The sequence below is a fragment of the Agrobacterium sp. CFBP2214 genome, assembly GCF_030209895.1.
Classification (GTDB): Bacteria; Pseudomonadota; Alphaproteobacteria; order Rhizobiales; family Rhizobiaceae; genus Agrobacterium; species Agrobacterium radiobacter.
The window spans coordinates 240,476-261,375 of record NZ_JARVRC010000001.1 but is presented as its reverse complement, the minus strand read 5'-3'; the positions used below and the strand labels follow the sequence as shown (position 1 = coordinate 261,375).

General features: G+C 59.4%; 20 protein-coding genes. 10 read left to right on the top strand and 10 right to left on the bottom strand.

What is annotated here, in order from left to right; translation table 11 throughout:
- Nucleotides 1-35 precede the first annotated feature (35 nt).
- Complete coding sequence (gene ptsN / locus QRN60_RS01295) at nt 36-497, top strand: PTS IIA-like nitrogen regulatory protein PtsN (RefSeq protein ID WP_003503792.1); 462 nt, start codon at nt 36-38, stop codon at nt 495-497.
- 81 nt (nt 498-578) lie between these two features.
- Here the strand turns inward: ptsN and grpE are convergent, their stop codons facing one another.
- Together grpE and hrcA are read right to left on the bottom strand one after the other, a co-directional pair.
- Nucleotides 579-1,214, bottom strand: coding sequence for a nucleotide exchange factor GrpE (gene grpE / locus QRN60_RS01290; protein WP_003503794.1), 636 nt, complete (start codon nt 1,212-1,214; stop codon nt 579-581).
- 114 nt (nt 1,215-1,328) lie between these two features.
- The gene (hrcA, locus tag QRN60_RS01285; protein ID WP_003503796.1) at nt 1,329-2,420 is read right to left on the bottom strand and encodes a heat-inducible transcriptional repressor HrcA; all 1,092 of its coding nucleotides are present in this window, start codon (nt 2,418-2,420) and stop codon (nt 1,329-1,331) included.
- Nucleotides 2,421-2,555: 135 nt separating this feature from the next.
- Here hrcA and rph point away from each other — a divergent pair, with 135 nt between their 5' ends.
- From rph to hemW, 3 genes are read left to right on the top strand one after another with little or no spacing between them, the layout of a single operon-like run.
- Nucleotides 2,556-3,272 carry a ribonuclease PH gene (gene rph, locus QRN60_RS01280; RefSeq protein ID WP_060722824.1) on the top strand — a complete coding sequence of 239 codons (717 nt, stop codon included), beginning with the start codon at nt 2,556-2,558 and terminating at the stop codon, nt 3,270-3,272.
- A gap of 17 nt (nt 3,273-3,289) precedes the next feature.
- Complete coding sequence (gene rdgB, locus QRN60_RS01275; protein WP_003503799.1) at nt 3,290-3,934, top strand: RdgB/HAM1 family non-canonical purine NTP pyrophosphatase; 645 nt, start codon at nt 3,290-3,292, stop codon at nt 3,932-3,934.
- A 5-nt stretch (nt 3,935-3,939) separates the two neighbouring features.
- A complete protein-coding gene (gene hemW, locus QRN60_RS01270) occupies nt 3,940-5,139 on the top strand; it encodes a radical SAM family heme chaperone HemW (RefSeq protein ID WP_111833822.1) in 1,200 nt (399 codons plus the stop codon).
- A gap of 230 nt (nt 5,140-5,369) precedes the next feature.
- On the opposite strand, the gene dnaA is transcribed toward hemW, so the two are convergent.
- From dnaA to mutM, 4 genes are all read right to left on the bottom strand, one after another.
- Nucleotides 5,370-6,830 carry a chromosomal replication initiator protein DnaA gene (gene dnaA, locus QRN60_RS01265; RefSeq protein ID WP_236775428.1) on the bottom strand — a complete coding sequence of 487 codons (1,461 nt, stop codon included), beginning with the start codon at nt 6,828-6,830 and terminating at the stop codon, nt 5,370-5,372.
- A gap of 871 nt (nt 6,831-7,701) precedes the next feature.
- Entirely contained in the window at nt 7,702-7,968 is a 267-nt protein-coding gene (gene rpsT, locus QRN60_RS01260; RefSeq protein ID WP_003493474.1) for a 30S ribosomal protein S20, read from the bottom strand.
- A gap of 195 nt (nt 7,969-8,163) precedes the next feature.
- The gene (locus QRN60_RS01255; RefSeq protein WP_129564634.1) at nt 8,164-8,937 is read right to left on the bottom strand and encodes an enoyl-CoA hydratase; all 774 of its coding nucleotides are present in this window, start codon (nt 8,935-8,937) and stop codon (nt 8,164-8,166) included.
- Between the two features lie 33 nt (nt 8,938-8,970).
- A complete protein-coding gene (gene mutM / locus QRN60_RS01250; protein WP_087743273.1) occupies nt 8,971-9,867 on the bottom strand; it encodes a bifunctional DNA-formamidopyrimidine glycosylase/DNA-(apurinic or apyrimidinic site) lyase in 897 nt (298 codons plus the stop codon).
- Nucleotides 9,868-10,010: 143 nt separating this feature from the next.
- Here mutM and ubiE point away from each other — a divergent pair, with 143 nt between their 5' ends.
- The 3 genes from ubiE (at nt 10,011) to olsE (ending at nt 13,476) form a co-directional block, all read left to right on the top strand.
- Nucleotides 10,011-10,787: a bifunctional demethylmenaquinone methyltransferase/2-methoxy-6-polyprenyl-1,4-benzoquinol methylase UbiE gene (ubiE, locus tag QRN60_RS01245; protein WP_003503808.1), complete on the top strand. Its 777-nt coding sequence runs from the start codon at nt 10,011-10,013 to the stop codon at nt 10,785-10,787.
- A gap of 36 nt (nt 10,788-10,823) precedes the next feature.
- Nucleotides 10,824-12,398 (top strand): 2-polyprenylphenol 6-hydroxylase, encoded by a 1,575-nt coding sequence (gene ubiB / locus QRN60_RS01240; RefSeq protein ID WP_020811191.1) that lies wholly within the window; start codon nt 10,824-10,826, stop codon nt 12,396-12,398.
- 163 nt (nt 12,399-12,561) lie between these two features.
- A complete protein-coding gene (olsE, locus tag QRN60_RS01235) occupies nt 12,562-13,476 on the top strand; it encodes an ornithine lipid hydroxylase OlsE (protein ID WP_003503811.1) in 915 nt (304 codons plus the stop codon).
- Nucleotides 13,477-13,483: 7 nt separating this feature from the next.
- Here the strand turns inward: olsE and QRN60_RS01230 are convergent, their stop codons facing one another.
- The 3 genes from QRN60_RS01230 to QRN60_RS01220 all read right to left on the bottom strand — a co-directional run bounded on the left by QRN60_RS01230 (nt 13,484) and on the right by QRN60_RS01220 (nt 16,713).
- Entirely contained in the window at nt 13,484-13,858 is a 375-nt protein-coding gene (locus QRN60_RS01230; protein WP_003503813.1) for an MmcQ/YjbR family DNA-binding protein, read from the bottom strand.
- Nucleotides 13,855-15,060, bottom strand: a complete 1,206-nt coding sequence (coaBC, locus tag QRN60_RS01225) for a bifunctional phosphopantothenoylcysteine decarboxylase/phosphopantothenate--cysteine ligase CoaBC (protein WP_003503815.1) — start codon at nt 15,058-15,060, stop codon at nt 13,855-13,857. The genes QRN60_RS01230 and coaBC overlap by 4 nt, the downstream gene beginning before the upstream one ends.
- Before the next feature lie 69 nt (nt 15,061-15,129).
- Nucleotides 15,130-16,713 carry a peptide chain release factor 3 gene (locus QRN60_RS01220; protein ID WP_003503817.1) on the bottom strand — a complete coding sequence of 528 codons (1,584 nt, stop codon included), beginning with the start codon at nt 16,711-16,713 and terminating at the stop codon, nt 15,130-15,132.
- A gap of 90 nt (nt 16,714-16,803) precedes the next feature.
- Here QRN60_RS01220 and dut point away from each other — a divergent pair, with 90 nt between their 5' ends.
- From dut to cysK, 3 genes are all read left to right on the top strand, one after another.
- Nucleotides 16,804-17,274: a dUTP diphosphatase gene (gene dut / locus QRN60_RS01215; RefSeq protein WP_003503819.1), complete on the top strand. Its 471-nt coding sequence runs from the start codon at nt 16,804-16,806 to the stop codon at nt 17,272-17,274.
- A 143-nt stretch (nt 17,275-17,417) separates the two neighbouring features.
- Nucleotides 17,418-18,035 carry a LysE family translocator gene (locus tag QRN60_RS01210; RefSeq protein ID WP_035212607.1) on the top strand — a complete coding sequence of 206 codons (618 nt, stop codon included), beginning with the start codon at nt 17,418-17,420 and terminating at the stop codon, nt 18,033-18,035.
- A 141-nt stretch (nt 18,036-18,176) separates the two neighbouring features.
- Nucleotides 18,177-19,145, top strand: a complete 969-nt coding sequence (gene cysK, locus QRN60_RS01205; protein WP_003503821.1) for a cysteine synthase A — start codon at nt 18,177-18,179, stop codon at nt 19,143-19,145.
- A gap of 113 nt (nt 19,146-19,258) precedes the next feature.
- Here cysK and QRN60_RS01200 read toward each other — a convergent pair whose 3' ends face one another.
- Nucleotides 19,259-20,791, bottom strand: coding sequence for a YifB family Mg chelatase-like AAA ATPase (locus tag QRN60_RS01200; RefSeq protein WP_129564635.1), 1,533 nt, complete (start codon nt 20,789-20,791; stop codon nt 19,259-19,261).
- Nucleotides 20,792-20,900 lie beyond the last annotated feature (109 nt).

Genomic DNA, 20,900 nt, shown 5'->3' with positions numbered 1-20,900 from the left:
CCTGCATCGTCTCGATGGCATGAAGGAAAAAGAGAATGGCGTTGGCAGATTTGCTGCAACAAGATGCGATTATTCCCGCCCTCAAGGTGAATTCCAAAAAGCAATTGCTTCAGGAGCTGGCTGCAAAGGCAGCCAGAATTACCGGAGTCTCGGAACGGGAAGTTTTCGACGTCATCCTCCAGCGCGAGAAGCTCGGCTCCACCGGTGTGGGCCACGGCATTGCCATTCCGCATGGCAAGCTCAACAGTATTCACCAGATCACCGGCGTTTTCGCACGCCTTGAAACGCCGGTCGATTTCGAAGCGCTGGACGACCAGCCGGTCGATCTGGTCTTCCTGCTGCTTGCGCCCGAGGGCGCCGGCGCGGATCATCTGAAGGCTTTGTCCAGAATTGCACGCGCCCTGCGCGACCCTGAGCTGGTGGCCAAGCTGCGCGCGACCGATTCTGACACGGCAATCTACGCCTTCCTCAATCAGGAACAGGCGACGGCGGCTTGATCGCAGGCCGGCTCTCTCAGTTTAACGGCAATAAAAAACGCGCCCTGAAGGCGCGTTTTTTATGACGTAAAGACAGATGCCTTACGCGTCTTTTTCATTGAGAGACGAGGTGCCCGGCTCGGCAGAGGCGGCTGTCTCCACCTTCGGGCCACCCTTGGCGACACCGACCATGGCGGGGCGCAGCACGCGATCGCCGATGGTGAAACCAGCCTGGACCACCTGCAGCACCGTATTGTTCGGAACCGCCGTATTCGGAATTTCGAACATGGCCTGATGGAAATTCGGGTCGAACTTCTGGCCCTCGGCATCGATCTTCTTCACGCCGTGGCGTTCCAGCGTCGACAGCATCGAACGTTCCGTCATCTCGACGCCTTCGATGAGGCCGTTGAGACCGGCTTCACCATTGGTCTTGAGCTCATCGGGAATGGCTTCGAGCGCACGGCGAAGATTATCGGAAACGGCGAGCATATCGCGTGCAAAACCTGCCAGGGAATAGGCCTTGGCATCCTTGACATCGCGTTCGGTGCGACGGCGAAGATTGTCCATCTCGGCCGCAAGTCGCAGGAATTTATCGCGCAGATCGGCGTTCTCAGCCTTGAGCAGCTCGACCGGATCGGGTTCTGCCGTTTCGGCCTGTTCTTCACCTGCCTGGGCAAGATCGACAAAATCTTCCGCGACGTCCGCGTCAGGTCCGGGCTTTTTTGTATCGTCGGTCATGACGTTCTCCAGATTTGAATATTGTTGGTTGCGCCCGATATCGAGCTTTGACGGGCAAAAATCAAGGCTTGCGGCGAAAAGCTTGCCGCATTCTCTGACCTTTGCGGGCTTGTCCTATCTTTGCTTGCGGGAAAGGCGCGCCATGATCTGCGCAGTATAATCCACCATTGGCACGATACGGGCATAATTCAGCCTGGTGGGGCCGATAACGCCGACCGCGCCCACGACGCGATTGTCCTCATCGCGATAGGGCGCGACGATCAGAGAAGAACCGGAGAGCGAAAACAGCTTGTTTTCAGAGCCGATGAAAATCCTGACCCCGGAGCCGCTTTCCGCGAGGTTGAGGATTTCGATGAGGTTTTCCTTGCGCTCCAGATCATCGAACAGCAGGCGCACCCGATCGATATCTTCTTCACCGGCGAGACCCTCCAGCAGGTTGGAGCGTCCGCGAACGATGAGGCGGCCAAGCTTGCCCTCCTCATTGTCACCCGCCCAGACGGCCAGACCGCGCTCGATGAGATCCTGCGCCAGCGTGCCGAGTTCCGATTGCAGTTCCGCCTGCTGCTTCTGGAACTGTGTCCGCAATTCCTGCAGCGTCTGGCCGGACAGATGGGCATTGATGAAATTCGCCGCCTCGATCAATTGCGATGACGAAATGCCGGCAGGCAATTCAATGATGCGGTTTTCGACCTGATTGTGATCGCCGACCAGCACGGCGAGCGCCTTGGTGGGCTCCAGCCTTATGAATTCCACATGTTTGAGGATGACATCATTCTTGGCGGTCAGCACCAGGCCGGCGCCGCGCGACATGCCTGACAGCATGCGGCTTGCCTCGGTCAACAACCCTTCCAACGACTGCTCGTGGCCGGCGACCGGCCCGATCTGACGGTCGATATTCGCCCTTTCTTCCGCGGGCAGATCACCCACCTGCATGAAGGCGTCGACGAAAAAGCGCAGCCCCGTCTGGGTGGGCAGGCGCCCGGCGCTGATATGCGGCGAATAGATGAGGCCGAGTTCCTCAAGATCGCTCATGACGTTGCGGACGGAGGCGGGCGAAAGCGACATCGGCAACAGCCGCGACAGGCTGCGGGATCCGAGCGGCTCACCCGTATCGAGATAGCCTTCAACGATGCGCCGGAAAATTTCCCGAGACCGTTCATCCAGCAATGATGCCTGATCTTTTGATAGCGGTGCGGAAAAACCCATTTCGTCCGTTCTTTGTCGTTCAAACCAGCTCGCATCAATATAATGCGTTGCAACGCCGCGGCAAAATGGAAATTGGCTTTGCAAAAGCCCGGAGCGCGCCTTAGAAGGCAGGGACCAACATGGAGAGTGGATCATATGCGGCCTTCAGGCAGAAAAACCGACCAGATGCGCAAGGTTTCCTTCGAGCGCAATTTCTCGAAACATGCCGAAGGTTCCTGTCTGGTAAAATTCGGCGACACGCATGTGCTCGTCACCGCAAGCCTGGAAGAAAAGACGCCGCCATGGCTGCGCAACAGCGGCAAGGGCTGGGTCACCGCCGAATACGGCATGCTGCCGCGCTCCACCCATGAGCGCATGAAGCGCGAAGCCGCCTCCGGCAAGCAGGGCGGCCGCACGCAGGAAATCCAGCGCCTCATCGGCCGCTCGCTGCGCGCCGTTGTTGATCTGCAGGCACTCGGCGAACGCCAGATCAGCATCGACTGCGACGTCATCCAGGCCGATGGCGGCACCCGCACCGCTTCCATCACCGGCGCATGGATTGCGCTCCACGATTGCCTGAAGTGGATGGAAACCCGCAACATGATCAAGGTCGAGAAGGTTCTGAAGGACCATATCGCGGCGATCTCCTGCGGTATCTTCGCAAACCAGCCGGTGATCGATCTCGATTATCTCGAGGATTCCTCCGCCGAGACCGATGCAAATTTCGTCATCACCGGTTCCGGCGGCATCGTCGAGGTTCAGGGAACGGCAGAAGGCGCGCCCTTCTCCGAGGAGGAATTCCTGACGCTGCTCGGTCTTGCCAAGGCCGGATGCAGCGAACTGGTCACCCTTCAGAAACAGGCCATCGCCTGAGCCGACAGGAAAACGTGATGCGCAAGCTCGATACCAGAACGATCGTCGTCGCCAGCCATAACAAGGGCAAGATCGCCGAAATCGCCGATCTGATCGGGCCTTTCGGCTTTTCCGCCAAATCGGCGGCGGAGCTGAATTTCTCGGAGCCGGACGAGACGGGCACCACCTTCGAGGAAAATGCCGCCATCAAGGCGCTTGCCTCCGCAAAGGCATCCGGTCTTCCGGCTTTGTCCGACGATTCCGGTCTGGTCATCGACGCGCTTGACGGTGCGCCTGGCGTCTATACCGCCAATTGGGCGGAGACGGCCGACGGCACGCGCGACTTCGCCATGGCGATGCAGAAGGTCGAGGATGCGCTTGCCGAGCGTGGTGCATCGAAGCTGGAAGATCGCACCGGCCGCTTTGTCAGTGTGCTGTGCCTTGCCTGGCCGGACGGGCATGTCGAATATTTCCGTGGCGAGGTGGAAGGCGCTGTCGTTTGGCCACCGCGCGGAACGAGCGGCTTCGGTTATGATCCCATCTTTAAGCCCGAAGGTTATGACACTACATTCGGCGAGATGAGCTCGGATGAAAAACACGGCTGGAAACACGGCGATGCCTTTGCGCTGTCGCACCGTGCCCGTGCCTTCAAGAAATTCGTAGAAACCTGCCTGGAGGCATGAACCCGATGGTCGGGGAGCATCAACTTTCTGCCCCCGGCGCATCGCTTCTGCCGGATACGGGCGATCCCGGTTTCGGGATCTATCTGCATTGGCCTTTCTGCGCGGCCAAATGTCCCTATTGCGATTTCAACAGCCATGTCCGCCACCGCCCGGTGGATCAGGAACGGTTTACGGCTGCCTTTCTCCGTGAAATGGAACATATGCGGACGCTGAGCGGCCCGCGCGTTGTGACCAGCATCTTCATGGGTGGTGGCACGCCATCACTGATGGACCCGCAGACGGTCGGCGCACTTCTCAATGGCGTCGCGCGCTTCTGGCATGTGCCCGATGGTATCGAGATCACCATGGAGGCCAATCCCTCCAGCGTCGAGGCGGAACGTTTTCGCGGTTATCGCGCGGCGGGCGTCAATCGTGTCTCACTCGGCGTGCAGGCGCTCAACGACCGGGACCTGAAGTTCCTCGGCCGCCTGCATGATGTTGCCGATGCCTTGAAAGCCATTCGGCTGGCGCGGGAGATTTTTCCGCGTATGTCCTTCGATCTCATCTATGCCCGCCCGAACCAGACGGTGGCCGAATGGGACGCGGAGCTGAAGGAGGCTGTCTCCTACGCGGTCGACCATCTGTCGCTCTACCAGTTGACAATCGAGGAAGGCACGCCCTTTTACGGCCTGCACAAGGCCGGCAAGCTCATCGTGCCCGATGGCGAACATTCGGCCGTGCTTTATGAGGCAACCCAGGAAATCACCGAGCGTTACGGCATGCCGGCCTATGAGGTTTCCAACCATGCCCGGCCCGGCGCCGAAAGCCGCCACAACCTCACCTATTGGCGTTATGGTGACTACGCCGGCATTGGCCCCGGCGCGCATGGACGCCTGACGAGAGGCGCTTCCAAGCTCGCCACCGCCACCGAACGCCACCCGGAAAACTGGCTCGAAACCGTTGAGCGGGAAGGCCACGGCATGGTCGATCAGGAACTGCTCGGCGTCGACGAACAGGCCGACGAATTGCTGCTGATGGGCCTTCGCCTGCGCGAGGGCATCGATCTCGCCCGCTGGAGCGACCTTTCCGGCCGCGATCTCGACCCGGAGAAGGAGGAATTCCTTCTGCAGCATGGTTTCGTGGAAAGGCTCGGCAATTCCCGCCTGCGCTGCACCCCTTCAGGCATGCTTATTCTGGATGCCGTGGTGGCCGACCTCGCCTGCTGATCCACAGCATCGACACGCCTCGAAACACCAATAAAAAAGCGGCCCGAAAGCCGCTTGAGGGTGATGACGAAGTCTGAAAACTTGCCTTCATCATGCTCTGGCCAATCCCGAGCATCTGCAACCTATTGATTTTACCATACGTGATTGGATCCTCGGGACAGTCCCGAGGACGACATCGAATACGAGAGCGGCTTGCCAACGGACTGAAGCGGCCCGAAGGCCGCTTCTTTTTATGCGTTGTTTTCGTTGATCAGGCGCTTCAGCAGCTCAACCTCATGGCCAAGCTTGGTGTCACCGGAAATCAGTTCCTCGATCTTGCGCACGGCATGCAGAACCGTGGTGTGATCGCGACCGCCGAAACGGCGACCGATCTCGGGGAAAGAACGCGGCGTCAGCATCTTGGCCAGATACATGGCGATCTGGCGCGGCTTGACGATGACGCGGGTGCGACGGTTGGACACCAGTTCCTGCCGCGACACATTATAGTGCTTGGCGACGATGCGCTGAATATCCTCGATGCGCACGCGCTTGGCCTCACCCGTCCCGACGAGATGTGACAGCAGTTCATCGACACGGTCAACCGAGAGGTTCGGCTCAAAAGAGCGACGGAACATCAGCTGGTTAAAGGCGCCTTCCAGTTCACGTCCGCTCGCCGTCACGCTTTTGGCAACGTGGGTCAGGATTTCGTCCGAAATCTCGAAAGACGGATCGTCCTGACGCGCCGAGCCGAGGCGGCGGTTGAGCATTTCGTAGCGCATGTCGTAATCGGGACCTTCGATCTCGATCGCCATGCCGCCCTGAAGACGGGAACGGACACGCGGATCGAGCGATTCCAGCTCCCATGGCGCACGGTCAGCAGCGACCACGACCTGCTTGGCGCTGTCGAGCAGCATGTTCAGCAGGTGGCAGAATTCATGCTGGATCATCTTGCCCTGCAGGAACTGCATGTCGTCGATGACGAGCAGGTCGATATTGCGTAGCGTGTCCTTCAGCGTCAGGGCATCGTTGTCGCGGATTGCGGTCGCAAAACGCCACATGAAATATTCAGCTGTCAGATAGACCACGCGCGGATTGCGCGGGCTGTCGATGGCGGCATTGGCGATTGCCTGCAGAAGATGCGTCTTGCCGAGACCAACACCCGCATGGATGAACAGCGGGTTGAAGCGCACGGCGCCGGCACCGGCTTCGGCGATCGTCTTTGCCGCCGCAAGCGCGACGCGGTTAGATGAGCCTTCAACAAAGGTATCGAAAGTGAAACGTGTGTCGAGCGGCGAGCCGAACAACGGCCCGGAACCGCCCTGACGCAGGGTCGCCTGCGAAGTCGCGGGCTGCGCGGCAGGCGTGGCGGGCTGCGACGGTATAAAGGACTTGTTCCGCGGAGCCGCACCAACCTCCGCAACGGGCTGCACCCTCTCCTCGGTCTGAGCCGGACGGATCGGGCGGCTGGCCGAGCGGACCAGAATCTCCACCTTCAGCACATCCGGATCCTCGCTCTGGACGAGGTTGGTGATCAGGTCCATGTAACGGTTGTTGATCCAGGACTTCAGAAAGGTCGTCGGAACGGTAAAACGGACGACGCTTTTCGAAACGGTATGGAGTTTGAGCCGTGCGAACCAGCTTGCATAGACCTCCGGACCAACCTGTGCCTTGAGCCGCGCGCTAAAACGTTCAAACAGCGCATCGTGCGTCATAGCCGATTTGTCCCCTGCCGCATCTGAGCAAGCTGCATCACGCGTCTTTGGTGCGCGGTCCCCATCAGCCACCGCACCCATCGCCAAATTCAATTGCATATTGCCGCCTTTCAAATTGCCAATCATAGCCTGACGATCAAAGATCGACCGTCAGGGATCCCCCTCGTTTATTTCTGCCCCCAAGCGTTCCCCTCGAAAGAACGCCAAAGGCGACTACTTGTTTGCGAGCCGGTTATCCCATTTCCCTCCCCCTCATGGAGAGGCCTGCGACACGCTAAAAACGCTCCTTTCGCTACAACCTTAAGGCGCATTCTTGAGGACAAAAAACCCCCGCCCGTTCCGGAGACCGAAACGGCACAAAAAGCTCCATGACCTGAAAAAACGGACCTCGAAAGACCCGTCAGCAAGAAGGTGAATATCGTCGATACGATCATCGAGATAATCTGTGGACTGAGATCCGCACCCCTTGTTGAAATGCATTTAGGCAGGATCGTGGGGAGAGATCAATGGCGTTTTTTCTGCAAAAACTCAGATCGGCCATTGACTCGCAAAGGCCGTTTTGCATCACCGACAGGGTGCGAAGCAGAATCGCTTATGAATCAATGAGATTCAATTTTGGCAATTTTTAAGAGCGGATTTTGGCAAAAAAATAAAAATCTTCTTGACTCAAAACTAGCCGCGACTTCCGTAGAGAAAGCCCCTGAGTTTTCCAGAGACCTCCAGCAAGTTATTGTTTTTACTGCAAATTTCCTGTCGTCCATCTGACATGCGTTTGTCACGTTACGGCAGCAATGGTTAACGGGCAGTTAGAATCACAAAAAGCCCGGTCAAAAGACCAGGCTTTTTGAATAATTATTTGTGATTAGCCGGATTAGGCGGAAAGAGCCTTAACGCGCTGTGCGAGACGCGACACCTTGCGGGATGCGGTGTTGCCGTGCAGAACGCCCCGGGTGGCGGCGCGCTGGATCTCGGGCTGAGCTGCCTTCAGAGCTTCGGTGGCGACTGCCAGATCACCGGAAGCGATGGCTTCCTCGACCTTGCGGATGAAGCCGCGAACGCGCGAACGGCGAGCCTTGTTGACTGCGGTACGGCGAGCGATCTTGCGGGTCGCCTTTTTCGCCGAAGTTGTATTGGCCATGTATGCCTCTCTTCGAATTCAAACCAAATTCCGCAACCATAGGATCGGGTCGTTAGAAGACCTCACGTAACCCAAGAATGCGGGAGTAATTTCGGACAAGCCGGATGGCTTTCCTTAACCGTGGGCGGGCATATACCGCTAAAGCTTACGCCCGTCAACGCGCAAAACGCTTAAAAGCGCCGATATTCCGAATCCTTAGCGATTCCGGAAAGCGGGTTTGCGCTTTTCCACGAAGGCGGCCATGCCCTCCTTCTGGTCCGCCGTGGCAAAGAGCGACTGGAAGGAGCGTCTTTCAAATCTCAGACCTTCTGAAAGCGGCACCTCGAAGGAACGATTGACGCTTTCCTTGGCCATGAGCACGGAGGCACGCGACAGGGAAGCTATGCGGGTAGCCGCCTCCACCGCCTCGTCCATCAGATTTGCAGCCGGCACAACACGCGACACGAGACCGGCGCGCTCGGCTTCTGCTGCATCCATCATGCGGCCGGTCAGAACCAGGTCCATGGCCTTTGCCTTGCCGACTGCCCGTGTCAGCCGCTGCGAGCCGCCCATGCCCGGAATGACGCCGAGGGTGATTTCCGGCTGGCCGAACTTCGCCGTATCAGAAGCGATGATGAAATCGCACATCATCGCCAGTTCGCAGCCGCCGCCGAGCGCAAAACCGGAAACGGCGGCGATAACAGGCTTGCGGGTGGCAGCAACCTCGTCCCAGCCGCCGAGAAAATCGCCGACATAGGCATCGACGAAATCCAGCCCCTGCATTTCCTTGATGTCGGCGCCAGCAGCAAATGCCTTTTCCGAACCGGTAATAATGATCGCACCGATGGAATCATCGGCGGAAAACGAAGACAGAATGTGCCGCAGCTCGTTCAGAAGCACCGAATTGAGGGCGTTGAGCGCCTTGGGGCGGTTGAGGGTGATGACACCCACCTCATCGCGTTTCTCGACCAGTATCGTTTCATACTCCACGGCAGTCTCCCCTTCTCCGTTACTCCGACAGCGTTACTTCTGGCAGGCGGCGCAATAAAAGGTCGAACGACCGGCCTGCACCACCCTTTCAACCGTACCCCCGCAGCCGGGTGTCCGGCAAGGCTGGCCTTCCTGATCATAGACCGAAAAGGAATGCTGGAAATAACCGAGCGTTCCGTCCGTCTGTATATGGTCTCGTAATGAGGACCCGCCGGCGGCGATGGCGTCGGCGATGACATCGCGGATTTTCTCCGTCAGATCGACGAGTTGTGCTTTGGGCTTGCCACCTTTCGTCACCAGCGTTCCCGCGGCCCGCAGGGGCGAAAGATGCGCGCGCCACAGCGCCTCACAGACATAGATATTGCCGAGGCCAGCGATGACCTTCTGGTCCAGCAGGGTGCTTTTCAGGGGCTGGCTTTTGCCCTCAAACCGGCTCGCCAGATAATCCGCGCTCAGCGCATTGCCTGTCGGCTCCGGGCCAAGCTCGGCAAAGGCCGGGTAAAGATCGAGCTTGTTGCGCTCCACCAGATGCATGAAGCCGAAGCGGCGCGGATCATTATAGATGACGCAGACACGCTCTTCTCCTTGATCGAGATGAAAGACGACATGGTCGTGCTTGCCGTCCTTCGAGCGGGCGTGATGAAACGCGCCGGGCGTCTTGTCAGCCTCATCCGTTTCCGCCTCGATACGAAACGAACCGGACATGCCGAGATGGGAAACGATCGTCAGCCCGTCTTCCAACTCGATGAGAAGATATTTCGCCCTTCGTCCGAGCGATATGATCGTCTTGCCCTCGATCAGCCCCGCGAAATCCTCCGGGAAAGGAAAGCGCAGATCCGGGCGGCCGAGATGCAGCCTGCGGACCCTTGCCCCTTCCATAGCAGGTGCAAGGCCACGTCTGACGGTTTCGACTTCTGGCAATTCTGGCATCTGGCTTATCCGACAGTTTATCGTTAGGACCATGTGGTCTATACAGTGCACGCGAAATGTCGCGCCCAGGCGATGCGGCAACAGATAGCGTTGCCATGGCGTTTCCGCTATGGTCCGCCACGCAATAAATATGGAGACAGACGATGACCGACGCCCGTACCACTGCCCAAGGCGGCATGGAAACGTCCTATGGCTTCCACAAGGTGGACGAAGGCAAAAAGCAGGGGCTGGTCAACGAGGTCTTCCATAAGGTGGCCAAGCGCTACGACATCATGAATGACGTAATGTCGGCTGGCCTGCACCGGCTGTGGAAGGACGCGATGGTCTCTTCGCTTTCGCCGCGCAAGGACCCGTCCTACAAGATTCTGGACGTTGCGGGCGGCACCGGCGATATCGCCTTCCGTATCATCGAAGCCTCCAACCGTCTGGCGCATGCCACCGTTCTCGATATCAACGGCTCGATGCTGGCCGTCGGCGAGGAGCGCGCGGCAAAAAAGAAGCTTTCCGACAATCTGACCTTCGTGGAGGCCAATGCCGAGGAGCTGCCCTTCGAGGCGAATAGTTTCGACGCCTATACGATCGCGTTTGGCATTCGCAATGTGCCGCGCATCGATGTCGCGCTGAAAGAGGCACACCGTGTCTTGAAGCGTGGCGGGCGGCTGCTGGTGCTGGAATTTTCCGAAGTCGATATGCCGCTGCTCGACCGTGTTTATGACGCCTGGTCGTTCAACGCCATTCCGCAATTCGGCAAGATGATCACGGGTGATGCCGAGCCCTATCAGTATCTGGTCGAATCGATCCGCAAATTCCCCAATCAGGAAGATTTCGCGACGATGATCCGCACCGCCGGCTTCTCCCGCGTGACCTACACCAATTACACCGGCGGCATCGCCGCCCTGCATTCCGGCTGGAAGCTTTAAGACCATGGCCGGTAAAAGCAGGAGACAAGCATAAGCATGAGTACTTTGGGCGCATATTTCCGCCTCGCAAGGGTTGGCTGGGTTCTCGTGCGCGAAGGCGTCGTGCTGGCCCTGCCGTCCGACGACCTGCCTGCTCCCGCCCAATTATTGAAAGCGCTGCTGAAGCCATTCGCCCGCAGCAAGGCGAAACGGGCGCAGCGCAGCGACCGGCTGGCGGTGGCTGTGGAGCGGCTCGGGCCCTCCTATGTGAAGATGGGTCAGTTTCTCGCCACCCGGCCGGATGTGGTAGGCGCCGACTTCGCCGACGATCTCGCAAGCCTTCAGGACCGCATGGCCTTTTTCCCGGCCGCTGCGGCGAAGGCCAATATCGAGGGCTCGCTCGGACGGTCGGTGTCTGAACTCTACAGGGAATTCGGCGATCCGATCGCCGCGGCTTCCATTGCCCAGGTGCACCCGGCAATGGTGGATACACCAAAAGGGCCGCGCAAGATGGCCGTCAAGGTCATCCGTCCCGGCGTGCGCCAGCGTTTCCAGAACGATCTGGAGGCGATGTATCTGATCGCCGACCTGCAGCAGCGTTTCGTCCGCTCCGCCCGCCGCCTGCGCCCCGTCGAGGTGACGCGCACGCTGGAGCAGACCACCAAGATCGAGATGGATCTGCGGCTAGAGGCCGCCGCCCTTTCCGAACTTGCCGAAAATACCAAGGACGATCCGGGTTTCCGTGTTCCGGAGGTGGATTGGGAGCGCACCGGTCGCGATGTCGTCACCATGGAATGGATTGACGGTGTCAAGATGTCGGATATCGAGGGCCTGAAGGCCGCCGGCCACGACCTGAACAAGCTCGCCGATACGCTGATCCAGTCCTTCCTGCGGCATACGCTGCGCGATGGCTTCTTCCACGCCGACATGCATCCCGGCAATCTCTTCGTGGATGCTGAGGGCGAGATCGTTGCCGTCGATATGGGCATTGCCGGACGCCTTGGCAAAAAGGAACGCCGCTTCCTTGCCGAAATCCTCTACGGCTTCATTACCCGCGACTATATGCGGGTGGCTGAGGTGCATTTCGAGGCCGGTTATGTGCCGGGCCACCACGACAAAGCCAGTTTCGCGCAGGCGATCCGCGCCATTGGAGAACCGATCCACGGCCAGCCGGCCGAGACGATCTCCATGGGCAAGCTTTTGACCCTGCTGTTCGAAGTGACCGAGCTTTTCGACATGGAGACGCGGCCGGAACTCGTCATGCTGCAAAAGACCATGGTGGTGGTGGAAGGCGTGTCGCGCATGCTCAATCCGCGCTTCAACATGTGGAAGGCGGCAGACCCGGTCGTTGGCGGCTGGATCAGGGACAATCTCGGACCGAAACGTGTCGTCACCGATCTGAAGGATGGCGTGAAAGCCGCCCTCAAGCTTGCCGAGGCAGCACCGGAGATTGCCGCCAAGACGGAAAAGCTGCATTCCGAATTGATGTATATGAGCGAGAATGGCCTGCGTTTTGATGCGCAGACGGCGGAAGCCATTGGCAAGGCGGAAGCGCGCCACACCAAATGGGGACGGATCGCTCTCTGGGTCATTGCGCTGACGCTTCTCTATATTGCGATCAGGGTGAGCTGAGCATTTCGGTACCGCTATGTGCCATGTTTGTGTAATGCATTGGAGCGATAAGGGTCTGATCTCTAGCCAAGACAGGTGATTGGTGCGGGTAAGGGTTGCTCGGAAGCCTGCGCGGAAGTGCGCCGGTGGTAGAGACGGATACGCCGGACAGGATTTGATTTTGATGGCAAAAGCGCAAGTACTAAAAGCAGCCCTTTCCTATACCTCCTGGCCACTGGTGTTCGTCGGCGGCCTCGTCGGGTCCTATTTCGCTTTTGCGAGCAGTCATCCGATCGCAGCCTTTCTCGCCGTCTATGCGGGCGCGGTTCTCAGCCTGTTTCTCCTCGAGCGCTATATTCCCTATGAAGTCGAATGGCTTGAGGGGGATGGTGAGACCATCAACAGCATCGGTCACACGCTTCTGACGAAGGGGCTCGTACAACTCGCTGCCGCCGCCGCGGCAATCTTCCCGATGGTAGCCGCGAATGTTCTGCAGCCGCTGGCGGCGATGCGGTTCGACCTGTGGCCTTCCCATTTGCCAATGATCGTCCAGGTCGCGCTTGCGGTGACGATTGCCGAATTCGGTCTCTACTGGGCCCACCGCATTGCGCATGAAACGGTATTCTTCTGGCGGTTCCATGCCCTGCATCACAGCGTCGTGCGGCTCTGGGTCGTCAATACCGGTCGGTTTCATGTGGCCGACTCCCTGTTCAAGATCGCGCTCAGCCAGATTCCGCTCTATTTCATGGGTGCGCCGCTTCAGGTTTTCTGGTGGCTCGGCGCCGTGACCGCCTTCATCGGTATTTTGACCCATTGCAATGTCGATATGAAAACGGGGCTGCTCGATTATATCTTCAGCACGCCGCGCCTGCACCGCTGGCACCATTCGAAGCAGCTTCCGGAAGGAAACACCAATTACGGCGAAAACCTCGTCATCTTCGATCTCATTTTCGGGTCCTACCACAACCCCGACCGGCCCTCTTCCACCGATATCGGCATCAAGGGTGAGATCGCAAAGGGGTTTGTGCCGCAGCTCCTGCAGCCTTTCACCAAAGAAGGTGTCCGCCAGATCATTGGCAAGGACAAGAAGGTCAACTGACGGTAAATTATAAACGGGGCGCGGTATCGATCACGATGCCGAGTTCGCCCCGCAGCTTTTTTGTCAGGCCGGCCGCGACAAGCTCGTAGGAACGGCGCACATAGTGCTCCAATTCCTCCTGTTCGAGCGGTGAATGATCGGCAATCGACACCCATTTGCGTTTCGCAAAATAGGGTGCCTGCGCGATGCCCTCGAGTGAGGTCAATATCTCGAAGCTCTCTTCCGAGCATTTCACCACCAGCCGCCAGTCCTCCCGCTCACCAAGCACGGCAAAGACCTTGTCGCCCACCTTGGCGACATGTGAATCCCATTGATCGACGAACCGGACGCCCGGCCATTCGCCAAGCACCCTGTCGAATGTCTTGCGATCGAACAGGCTCATGCGAGTTTCTCCGCGATCAGTGCCGCCAGACGTTTTGCGACTTCGGTCTTGTCGAGATCCGGCCAGGCCTCGACACCGTCAGCTGAAATGATTTTCACGCTGTTGCGGTCCCCGCCCATGATTCCGGTTTGCGCCGAGACATCGTTAGCGACGATATAATCCGCTCCCTTGCGTTCCAGCTTCGCCCGGCCGTTCTTCTCGATATCCTGCGTTTCGGCGGCAAAACCCACCACCAGCGTCGGACGCTTTTCATGATGGCCGACGGTTTTGAGAATATCGGGATTTTCCGTCAGCTGCAGCGCCAGCGGCGCATCGCCCGGCTGCTTCTTGATCTTCTGTTCCGATGAGCCCGTCACCCGCCAGTCGGCGACGGCGGCGACCATGACGGCGATATCCGCCGGCAGCCTCGAGATGACCGCATCGCGCATCTCCTCGGCGCGCTCGACATGCACCGTTTCAACACCTGCCGGATCCGCAATCGTGACGGGGCCGGAAACCAGCGTGACCTTTGCTCCCAGCTCCGCCAGAGCCGCCGCAATGGCGTGGCCCTGCTTGCCAGAGGAACGGTTGGCGATATAGCGCACGGGATCGATCGGCTCGTGCGTGGGGCCGGAGGTGACGATCGCCGTTTTGCCATTCAGGGGCTTTGGCCCCTCATCCAGCAGTGCGGCGACGGCTTCGACGATCTGCAATGGCTCGGCCATACGGCCAAAACCAGCCTCGCCCTTCTCTGCCATCTCACCGACCATGGGTCCGATGAAAAACACCCCGTCTTTTTTCAGCGTTTCGACATTTCGTACCGTCGGTTTGGCAGACCACATTTTCGGGTTCATCGCCGGAGCCACCAGCACCTTACGATCCGTCGCAAGAAGAATCGTGGAGGCAAGATCATCTGCCAGACCGTGCGCCATCTTCGCCATCAGATCGGCTGTGGCGGGAGCCACCAGCACGAGGTCGCAGTCGCGCGCCAGCCTGATATGGCCCACATCCTGTTCATCCTGTCGGGAAAAGAGCTCTGTGAAGACATGGGTGGCGGACAGTGCGCCGACGGCAAGCGGGGTGACAAATTCCTGCGCGCCCTTCGTCATCACTGGCGTCACCTTCGCGCCGCGCTCTTTCAGGCGGCGGATGAGATCAAGGCTCTTATAGGCCGCGATGCCGCCGGAGATGATGAGGAGAATATGTTTGCCTGAAAGCGTCATGATGCCGGACCAGTTTCCCGTTTCAGGGGAAACTAAGCCCTTGGCATTCAAAGTGCAATCCGGCTAATATCACGCCGCCTTGGCGACGTGATATTCCTTGATCGCGACCATCTTGATCGCCGGAAAACGCTCGGATTCGTAACGTAGCGAGAAGGCGTCCTGCGCCAGAAACACCGGATCGCCGTCCAGATCGCGAGCGATATCGCCGCGTTTGACGTTGAGGAACTTGTCCATTTCCGCCGGCTGATCGGAAGAAATCCAGCGGCAGACCGAAAAACGCGACATTTCGAAGGAGACCGGCAGACCGTATTCGCCCATCAGGCGCTCCTTCAACACATCGAGCTGCAGCGCGCCGACGACGCCGACGATGGCGGGAGAGCCGTCTTCCGGCGAAAAGAGCTGCACAACGCCCTCTTCCGCCATCTGCTGCAGGGCTTCCTTCAGCTTCTTCGCCTTCATGGCGTCCTCAAGACGTACGCGCCGCAGGATTTCCGGCGAGAAGTTCGGAACGCCCTGGAAAACAAGATTTTCACCTTCGGTCAGCGTATCGCCGATGCGCAGCGTGCCGTGGTTCGGGATGCCCACCACGTCACCCGCAAAGGCGGTATCGGCCAGCTGGCGCTGCGAAGCGAAGAAGAATTGCGGCGCGGTCAGCCCCATCTGCTTGCCGGTGCGAGCAAGCCGCGCCTTCATGCCACGCTCCAGCTTGCCGGAGCAGATGCGGGCGAAAGCGATACGGTCGCGGTGGTTCGGATCCATATTGGCCTGAATCTTGAAGACAAAGGCCGTCATTTTCTCTTCAGCCGCATGTACGGTGCGGGTATCCGCCACCTGATCGCGCGGCGGCGGCGCGAAATCGCCGAGCGCATTGATGAGGTCACGCACACCGAAATTGCGCAGCGCCGAACCGAAGAACACCGGCGTCATGTGGCCTTCGAGGAACGCCTGACGATCGAAAGGACGGCAGGCTTCCAGCGCAAGCTCTGTTTCCTCGACAAAAAGCTGCCGTTCATTTTCCGGCAGGCGATCGGCAACCGCCTGCGGGCCGTTGACCGGCAGTCCGTCAACCTGGGTATCGTTGCCGCGGAAGGTATTTTCGGCGAGATTATAGGCACCACAGAAGGTTTTGGCGCGACCGACCGGCCAGGTGATGGGCGCGGTATCGAGCGCGAGCTTCTCCTCGACCTCATCCAGAATCTCGAAGGGGTCGCGGCTTTCGCGGTCCATCTTGTTGATGAAGGTGATGATCGGAATATCGCGCATACGGCAGACTTCGAAGAGCTTAAGCGTGCGCGGCTCGATACCCTTGGCGGCGTCGATGACCATGATTGCCGCATCCACCGCCGTCAGCGTGCGATAGGTGTCGTCGGCAAAGTCCTCGTGGCCGGGCGTATCGAGAATATTGAAGACCCGGTCGTTATATTCGAAGGTCATGACCGAGGTGACGACCGAAATGCCGCGCTCGCGCTCGATCTTCATCCAGTCCGAACGGGTCTGGATGCGGTCCTTCTTTGCCTTCACTTCACCGGCAAGCTGGATCGCTCCGCCGAACAGCAGCAGTTTTTCGGTAAGCGTGGTCTTACCCGCGTCCGGGTGCGCGATAATAGCAAAGGTGCGGCGGCGGGAGACCGCCTCGGCAAGTGTTTCGGCCATCTGACAAATCCTGTGGAATTGCGGGCTATCTAGCGTTTCAGGCCCGCATTTGCAATTGACCTTGCCGCGATCTCGGCAAACTAATGCCGCATGACCGTTCAAAATGACAATAGCCCCCTTCTCCGGCTCGTCCGTCTCGCCAATGGCGCAGACCTCGAATTGCCGTCCTACGAAACCCGTGGCGCCGCCGGCATGGACCTGCGCGCTGCCGTGCCCACCGGTGAACCGCTTACCCTGCAACCGGGTGAACGCGCGCTGGTCCCGACCGGTTTCATCTTCGAGGTTCCGCAAGGCTACGAGGCACAAATCCGCCCCCGCTCCGGCCTCGCCATCAAGAACGGCATCACCTGCCTCAACTCTCCCGGCACGGTGGACAGCGATTATCGCGGCGAAGTGAAAGTCATTCTCGCCAATCTGGGCCAGGACGTTTTTGTCATCGAACGCGGCATGCGCATCGCGCAGATGGTGATTGCGCCGGTAACCCAGGTTATCGTGAGCGAGGTGACGGAGACCTCCGAGACGGCGCGAGGCGCCGGCGGTTTCGGCTCCACCGGCGTTTAGCCACACCGCTTGGCCGCCACGCTGGGCAGCCCGCTTGATCAGACCGTGTGTTCTGCCGGCGCGGCAGGACGGAGGGAGTGGACTGATTGTCTTTGCCCGGCAATTTCGCTATGGATTTGGCGGATTTTCCGGGAAACACGATCATGACGCTGACGACCCTTTTCGCCTATGCAACAGCCCTCTTCATCGCCGCCGCCATTCCCGGCCCCGGCATGACGGCGATCGTGGCGCGGGCGCTGGGATCGGGCTTTCGGGAAACCTTCTTCATGGGCCTCGGGCTGGTGCTGGGCGACATGATTTACCTGACCGGCGTGATACTGGGCCTCGCCTTCGTTGCGCAAACCTTTCAGGAAGCCTTCATGGTGCTGAAATTCGCGGGCGCTGCCTATCTCCTCTATATCGCCTGGAAGCTTTGGACCGCCGGCCTGCTGCCACAGGAACTCAAGGCCAAGAAAAGCACCAGCATGCCGATGTCCTTTCTCTCCGGCCTGCTGATCACGCTTGGCAATCCGAAAACCATGCTGTTTTATGTGGCGCTGGTGCCGACGCTGATCGATATCCGCATGATCGGCCCTTCGGAATATGCGACACTTCTCGCCATCACCTTCGTCGTGCTGATGGCGGTTCTCCTGCCTTATATCCTGCTTGCGGCCAAGGCGCGTAACCTCCTGAAAAGGCCGAGCGCCTTGACGATCCTCAACCGCACGGCCGCGGGTATTCTGGCGGGAACGGCGACCATGATCGCGATCCGCAGCACGTAAAACAAATTCGTGCATTTATGCGATTTATCGTGAAATTATTCCTGTAGTTCAGGGATATTAGGACGAACGTTCGCTAGCTTGAGAAAGCTATTGCTCCTATTCTGCCGCTCAAATCTTGCGGTCTTTACACAGGAGAATATCATGCCCGAAGCCAGAAAGCCCGGACGCGGACGCGTCTATTCCTCTATTACGGAAACAATCGGCGATACGCCGATCGTGCGGCTCGACAAGCTGGCGAAGGAGAAGGGCGTGAAGGCCAACCTTCTCGCCAAGCTCGAATTTTTCAATCCCATCGCTTCCGTGAAGGACCGCATCGGCGTCGCCATGATCGAAGCTCTGGAAGCGCAGGGCAAGATCACCCCCGGCAAGACCACACTGGTGGAGCCGACCTCCGGCAACACGGGCATTGCCCTCGCCTTTGCAGCCGCCGCGAAGGGCTACAAGCTGATCCTGACCATGCCTGAAACCATGTCGGTTGAACGCCGGAAAATGCTGGCCCTGCTCGGCGCCGAACTGGTGTTGACCGAAGGCCCGAAGGGCATGAAGGGCGCCATCGCCAAGGCGCAGGAACTGGCCGAGACCCTTCCCGACGCCATCATTCCGCAGCAGTTCGAAAACCCTGCCAATCCCGATATTCACCGCAAGACGACGGCGGAAGAAATCTGGAACGACACCGAAGGCACGGTCGATATTCTCGTCTCGGGCATTGGCACCGGCGGCACCATCACCGGCACGGGCCAGGTGCTGAAATCGCGCAAGCCCGAAGTGAAGGTCATTGCCGTCGAGCCCGCCGACAGCCCCGTTCTTTCCGGCGGCAACCCCGGCCCCCACAAGATTCAGGGCATCGGCGCCGGTTTTGCCCCGGCCATCCTCGACACCGGCATTTATGACGAGATCGTCACCGTCACCAATGACGAGGCTTTCGAAATCGCACGTCTGGCGGCGAGGCTGGAAGGCGTGCCTGTCGGCATTTCCTCGGGTGCGGCGCTGGCGGCGGCCATCAAGGTTGGTGCGCGTGAGGAAAATGCCGGCAAGAACATCGTCGTCATCATTCCTTCCTTTGCGGAACGCTACCTTTCGACGGCGCTTTTCGAAGGCCTTGGGCTTTAAGCCACGCTTTCGAGTGCGGTGCGATCCCGCATCCGGTGAGTGGATATCCCGATGTGCCGCTGGCCCCGCTGGCGGCACAATGGTTTCTGAGGCAAAGCACAAAGGGCGACCTTTTACGCCGCCGCCGTAAGCCTTTCCCCTGCGATACGATAGGACACAGCTTCCGCCACATGGATGCGGCCAACCGTCTGCTTGCCATCCAGATCGGCCAGGGTGCGGGCAACCTTGAGAATGCGATGATAACCGCGCGCGGAAAACTTCAGCCGCTCGGCGGCATCGCGCAGCAATTGCAGCCCGGATGCATCCGGCTCGGCATATTTTTCTATCAGGGTCGTCGTGCAGCGAGCGTTCGTGCGAATGGCGGCAAATCCCGCCGCCGCGTAGCGTTCCTGCTGCGCAAGGCGTGCCCGGGCGACCCGGGCGGCCACCACCGCACTCGGCTCGGCCACCACGGGGCGAATGAGATCGGCGGCGGAGACAGCGGGAACGTCGATGCGGATATCGATACGGTCTAGCAACGGTCCGGAAATGCGGGCCTGATAATCGGTTACACAGCGCTGGCCTCGGGCGCAGTTGAAACCCGGCTCTCCCGCCATGCCGCACCTGCAGGGGTTCATGGCCGCAACGAGTTGGATTTCTGCCGGATAGCTGACGCGGTGATTGGCTCGCGCAATGATGCATTCGCCCGTTTCCAGCGGCTGGCGAAGCGCATCCAGCACCTGCGGCGAAAATTCCGGGAACTCATCCAGAAAAAGAACGCCGTGATGGGCAAGCGAAGCTTCGCCCGGTTTGGCACGCAGCCCTCCGCCGATCAGCGCCGCCATGGTGGCGGAATGGTGCGGCGTGCGGAAAGGCCTGCGGTCCGACAGCTTGCCACCCGACAATTGGCCGGCGATGGAATGGACCATGGACACTTCCAGCAACTCCGCCACTTCCAGCGGGGGCAGGATGGAAGGCAAGCGGGCTGCGAGCATGGATTTACCCGAACCGGGTGGGCCGACCATCAGCAGATTATGGCCGCCAGCGGCGGCCACCTCCAGCGCGCGCCGGGCACTCTCCTGTCCCTTGATGTCAGCTAAATCAGGCAGATTAACCGGATTGGCGCGGATGGCGGGCGTCGGGCGCGCGAGAAGCTGTGTGCCGCGAAAATGATTGGCGAGTGCAATGAGACTGCGCGGGGCGAGAATATCGATACTGGCTCCGGCCCAGGCCGCTTCCGGCCCGCTTTCAGCCGGGCAGATCAGCCCCTTGCCGAGTGCATTGGCGCCGATAGCCGCCGGCAGGGCGCCCGAAACCGTACCGATGGTGCCATCAAGATTGAGTTCGCCGAGAACCACATAACGTCCCAGCACGTCTGCCGGTATCGCCCCCAAGGCAGCCATGAGGCCAAGCGCAATGGGAAGATCAAAATGCGATCCTTCCTTGGGTAAATCCGCAGGCGCGAGATTGACGGTGACTTTTTTCGCCGGCAGCGCCAGACCCGAGGCATGCAGGGCGGCCTGCACCCGCTCCCGACTTTCGGCCACCGCCTTGTCTGGCAGGCCGACAATCTGGATGCCGACCTTTCCTGGTGCGACCATGACCTGCACCTCGACGGGCACACCCTCTATGCCCTGAAATGCAACCGTATTGACCCTTGCCACCATGGCCTGCCCCGCAAACCGGCCGCATCACCAGAGCTTCATGCCCTGTTGCGGCCACCCGCAAGCAACGTGCCACAGGGCGAAGAATAAAACAAGAACATCCAGCGAACAA

Coding starts and splice junctions, on each gene's coding strand:
- ptsN (WP_003503792.1), top strand. CDS start 36: ATGGCGTTGGCAGATTTGCTGCAACAAGATGCGATTATTCCCGCCCTC.
- grpE (WP_003503794.1), bottom strand. CDS start 1,214: ATGACCGACGATACAAAAAAGCCCGGACCTGACGCGGACGTCGCGGAA.
- hrcA (WP_003503796.1), bottom strand. CDS start 2,420: ATGGGTTTTTCCGCACCGCTATCAAAAGATCAGGCATCATTGCTGGAT.
- rph (WP_060722824.1), top strand. CDS start 2,556: ATGCGGCCTTCAGGCAGAAAAACCGACCAGATGCGCAAGGTTTCCTTC.
- rdgB (WP_003503799.1), top strand. CDS start 3,290: ATGCGCAAGCTCGATACCAGAACGATCGTCGTCGCCAGCCATAACAAG.
- hemW (WP_111833822.1), top strand. CDS start 3,940: ATGGTCGGGGAGCATCAACTTTCTGCCCCCGGCGCATCGCTTCTGCCG.
- dnaA (WP_236775428.1), bottom strand. CDS start 6,830: ATGACGCACGATGCGCTGTTTGAACGTTTTAGCGCGCGGCTCAAGGCA.
- rpsT (WP_003493474.1), bottom strand. CDS start 7,968: ATGGCCAATACAACTTCGGCGAAAAAGGCGACCCGCAAGATCGCTCGC.
- mutM (WP_087743273.1), bottom strand. CDS start 9,867: ATGCCAGAATTGCCAGAAGTCGAAACCGTCAGACGTGGCCTTGCACCT.
- ubiE (WP_003503808.1), top strand. CDS start 10,011: ATGACCGACGCCCGTACCACTGCCCAAGGCGGCATGGAAACGTCCTAT.
- ubiB (WP_020811191.1), top strand. CDS start 10,824: ATGAGTACTTTGGGCGCATATTTCCGCCTCGCAAGGGTTGGCTGGGTT.
- olsE (WP_003503811.1), top strand. CDS start 12,562: ATGGCAAAAGCGCAAGTACTAAAAGCAGCCCTTTCCTATACCTCCTGG.
- QRN60_RS01230 (WP_003503813.1), bottom strand. CDS start 13,858: ATGAGCCTGTTCGATCGCAAGACATTCGACAGGGTGCTTGGCGAATGG.
- coaBC (WP_003503815.1), bottom strand. CDS start 15,060: ATGACGCTTTCAGGCAAACATATTCTCCTCATCATCTCCGGCGGCATC.
- QRN60_RS01220 (WP_003503817.1), bottom strand. CDS start 16,713: ATGGCCGAAACACTTGCCGAGGCGGTCTCCCGCCGCCGCACCTTTGCT.
- dut (WP_003503819.1), top strand. CDS start 16,804: ATGACCGTTCAAAATGACAATAGCCCCCTTCTCCGGCTCGTCCGTCTC.
- QRN60_RS01210 (WP_035212607.1), top strand. CDS start 17,418: ATGACGCTGACGACCCTTTTCGCCTATGCAACAGCCCTCTTCATCGCC.
- cysK (WP_003503821.1), top strand. CDS start 18,177: ATGCCCGAAGCCAGAAAGCCCGGACGCGGACGCGTCTATTCCTCTATT.
- QRN60_RS01200 (WP_129564635.1), bottom strand. CDS start 20,791: ATGGTGGCAAGGGTCAATACGGTTGCATTTCAGGGCATAGAGGGTGTG.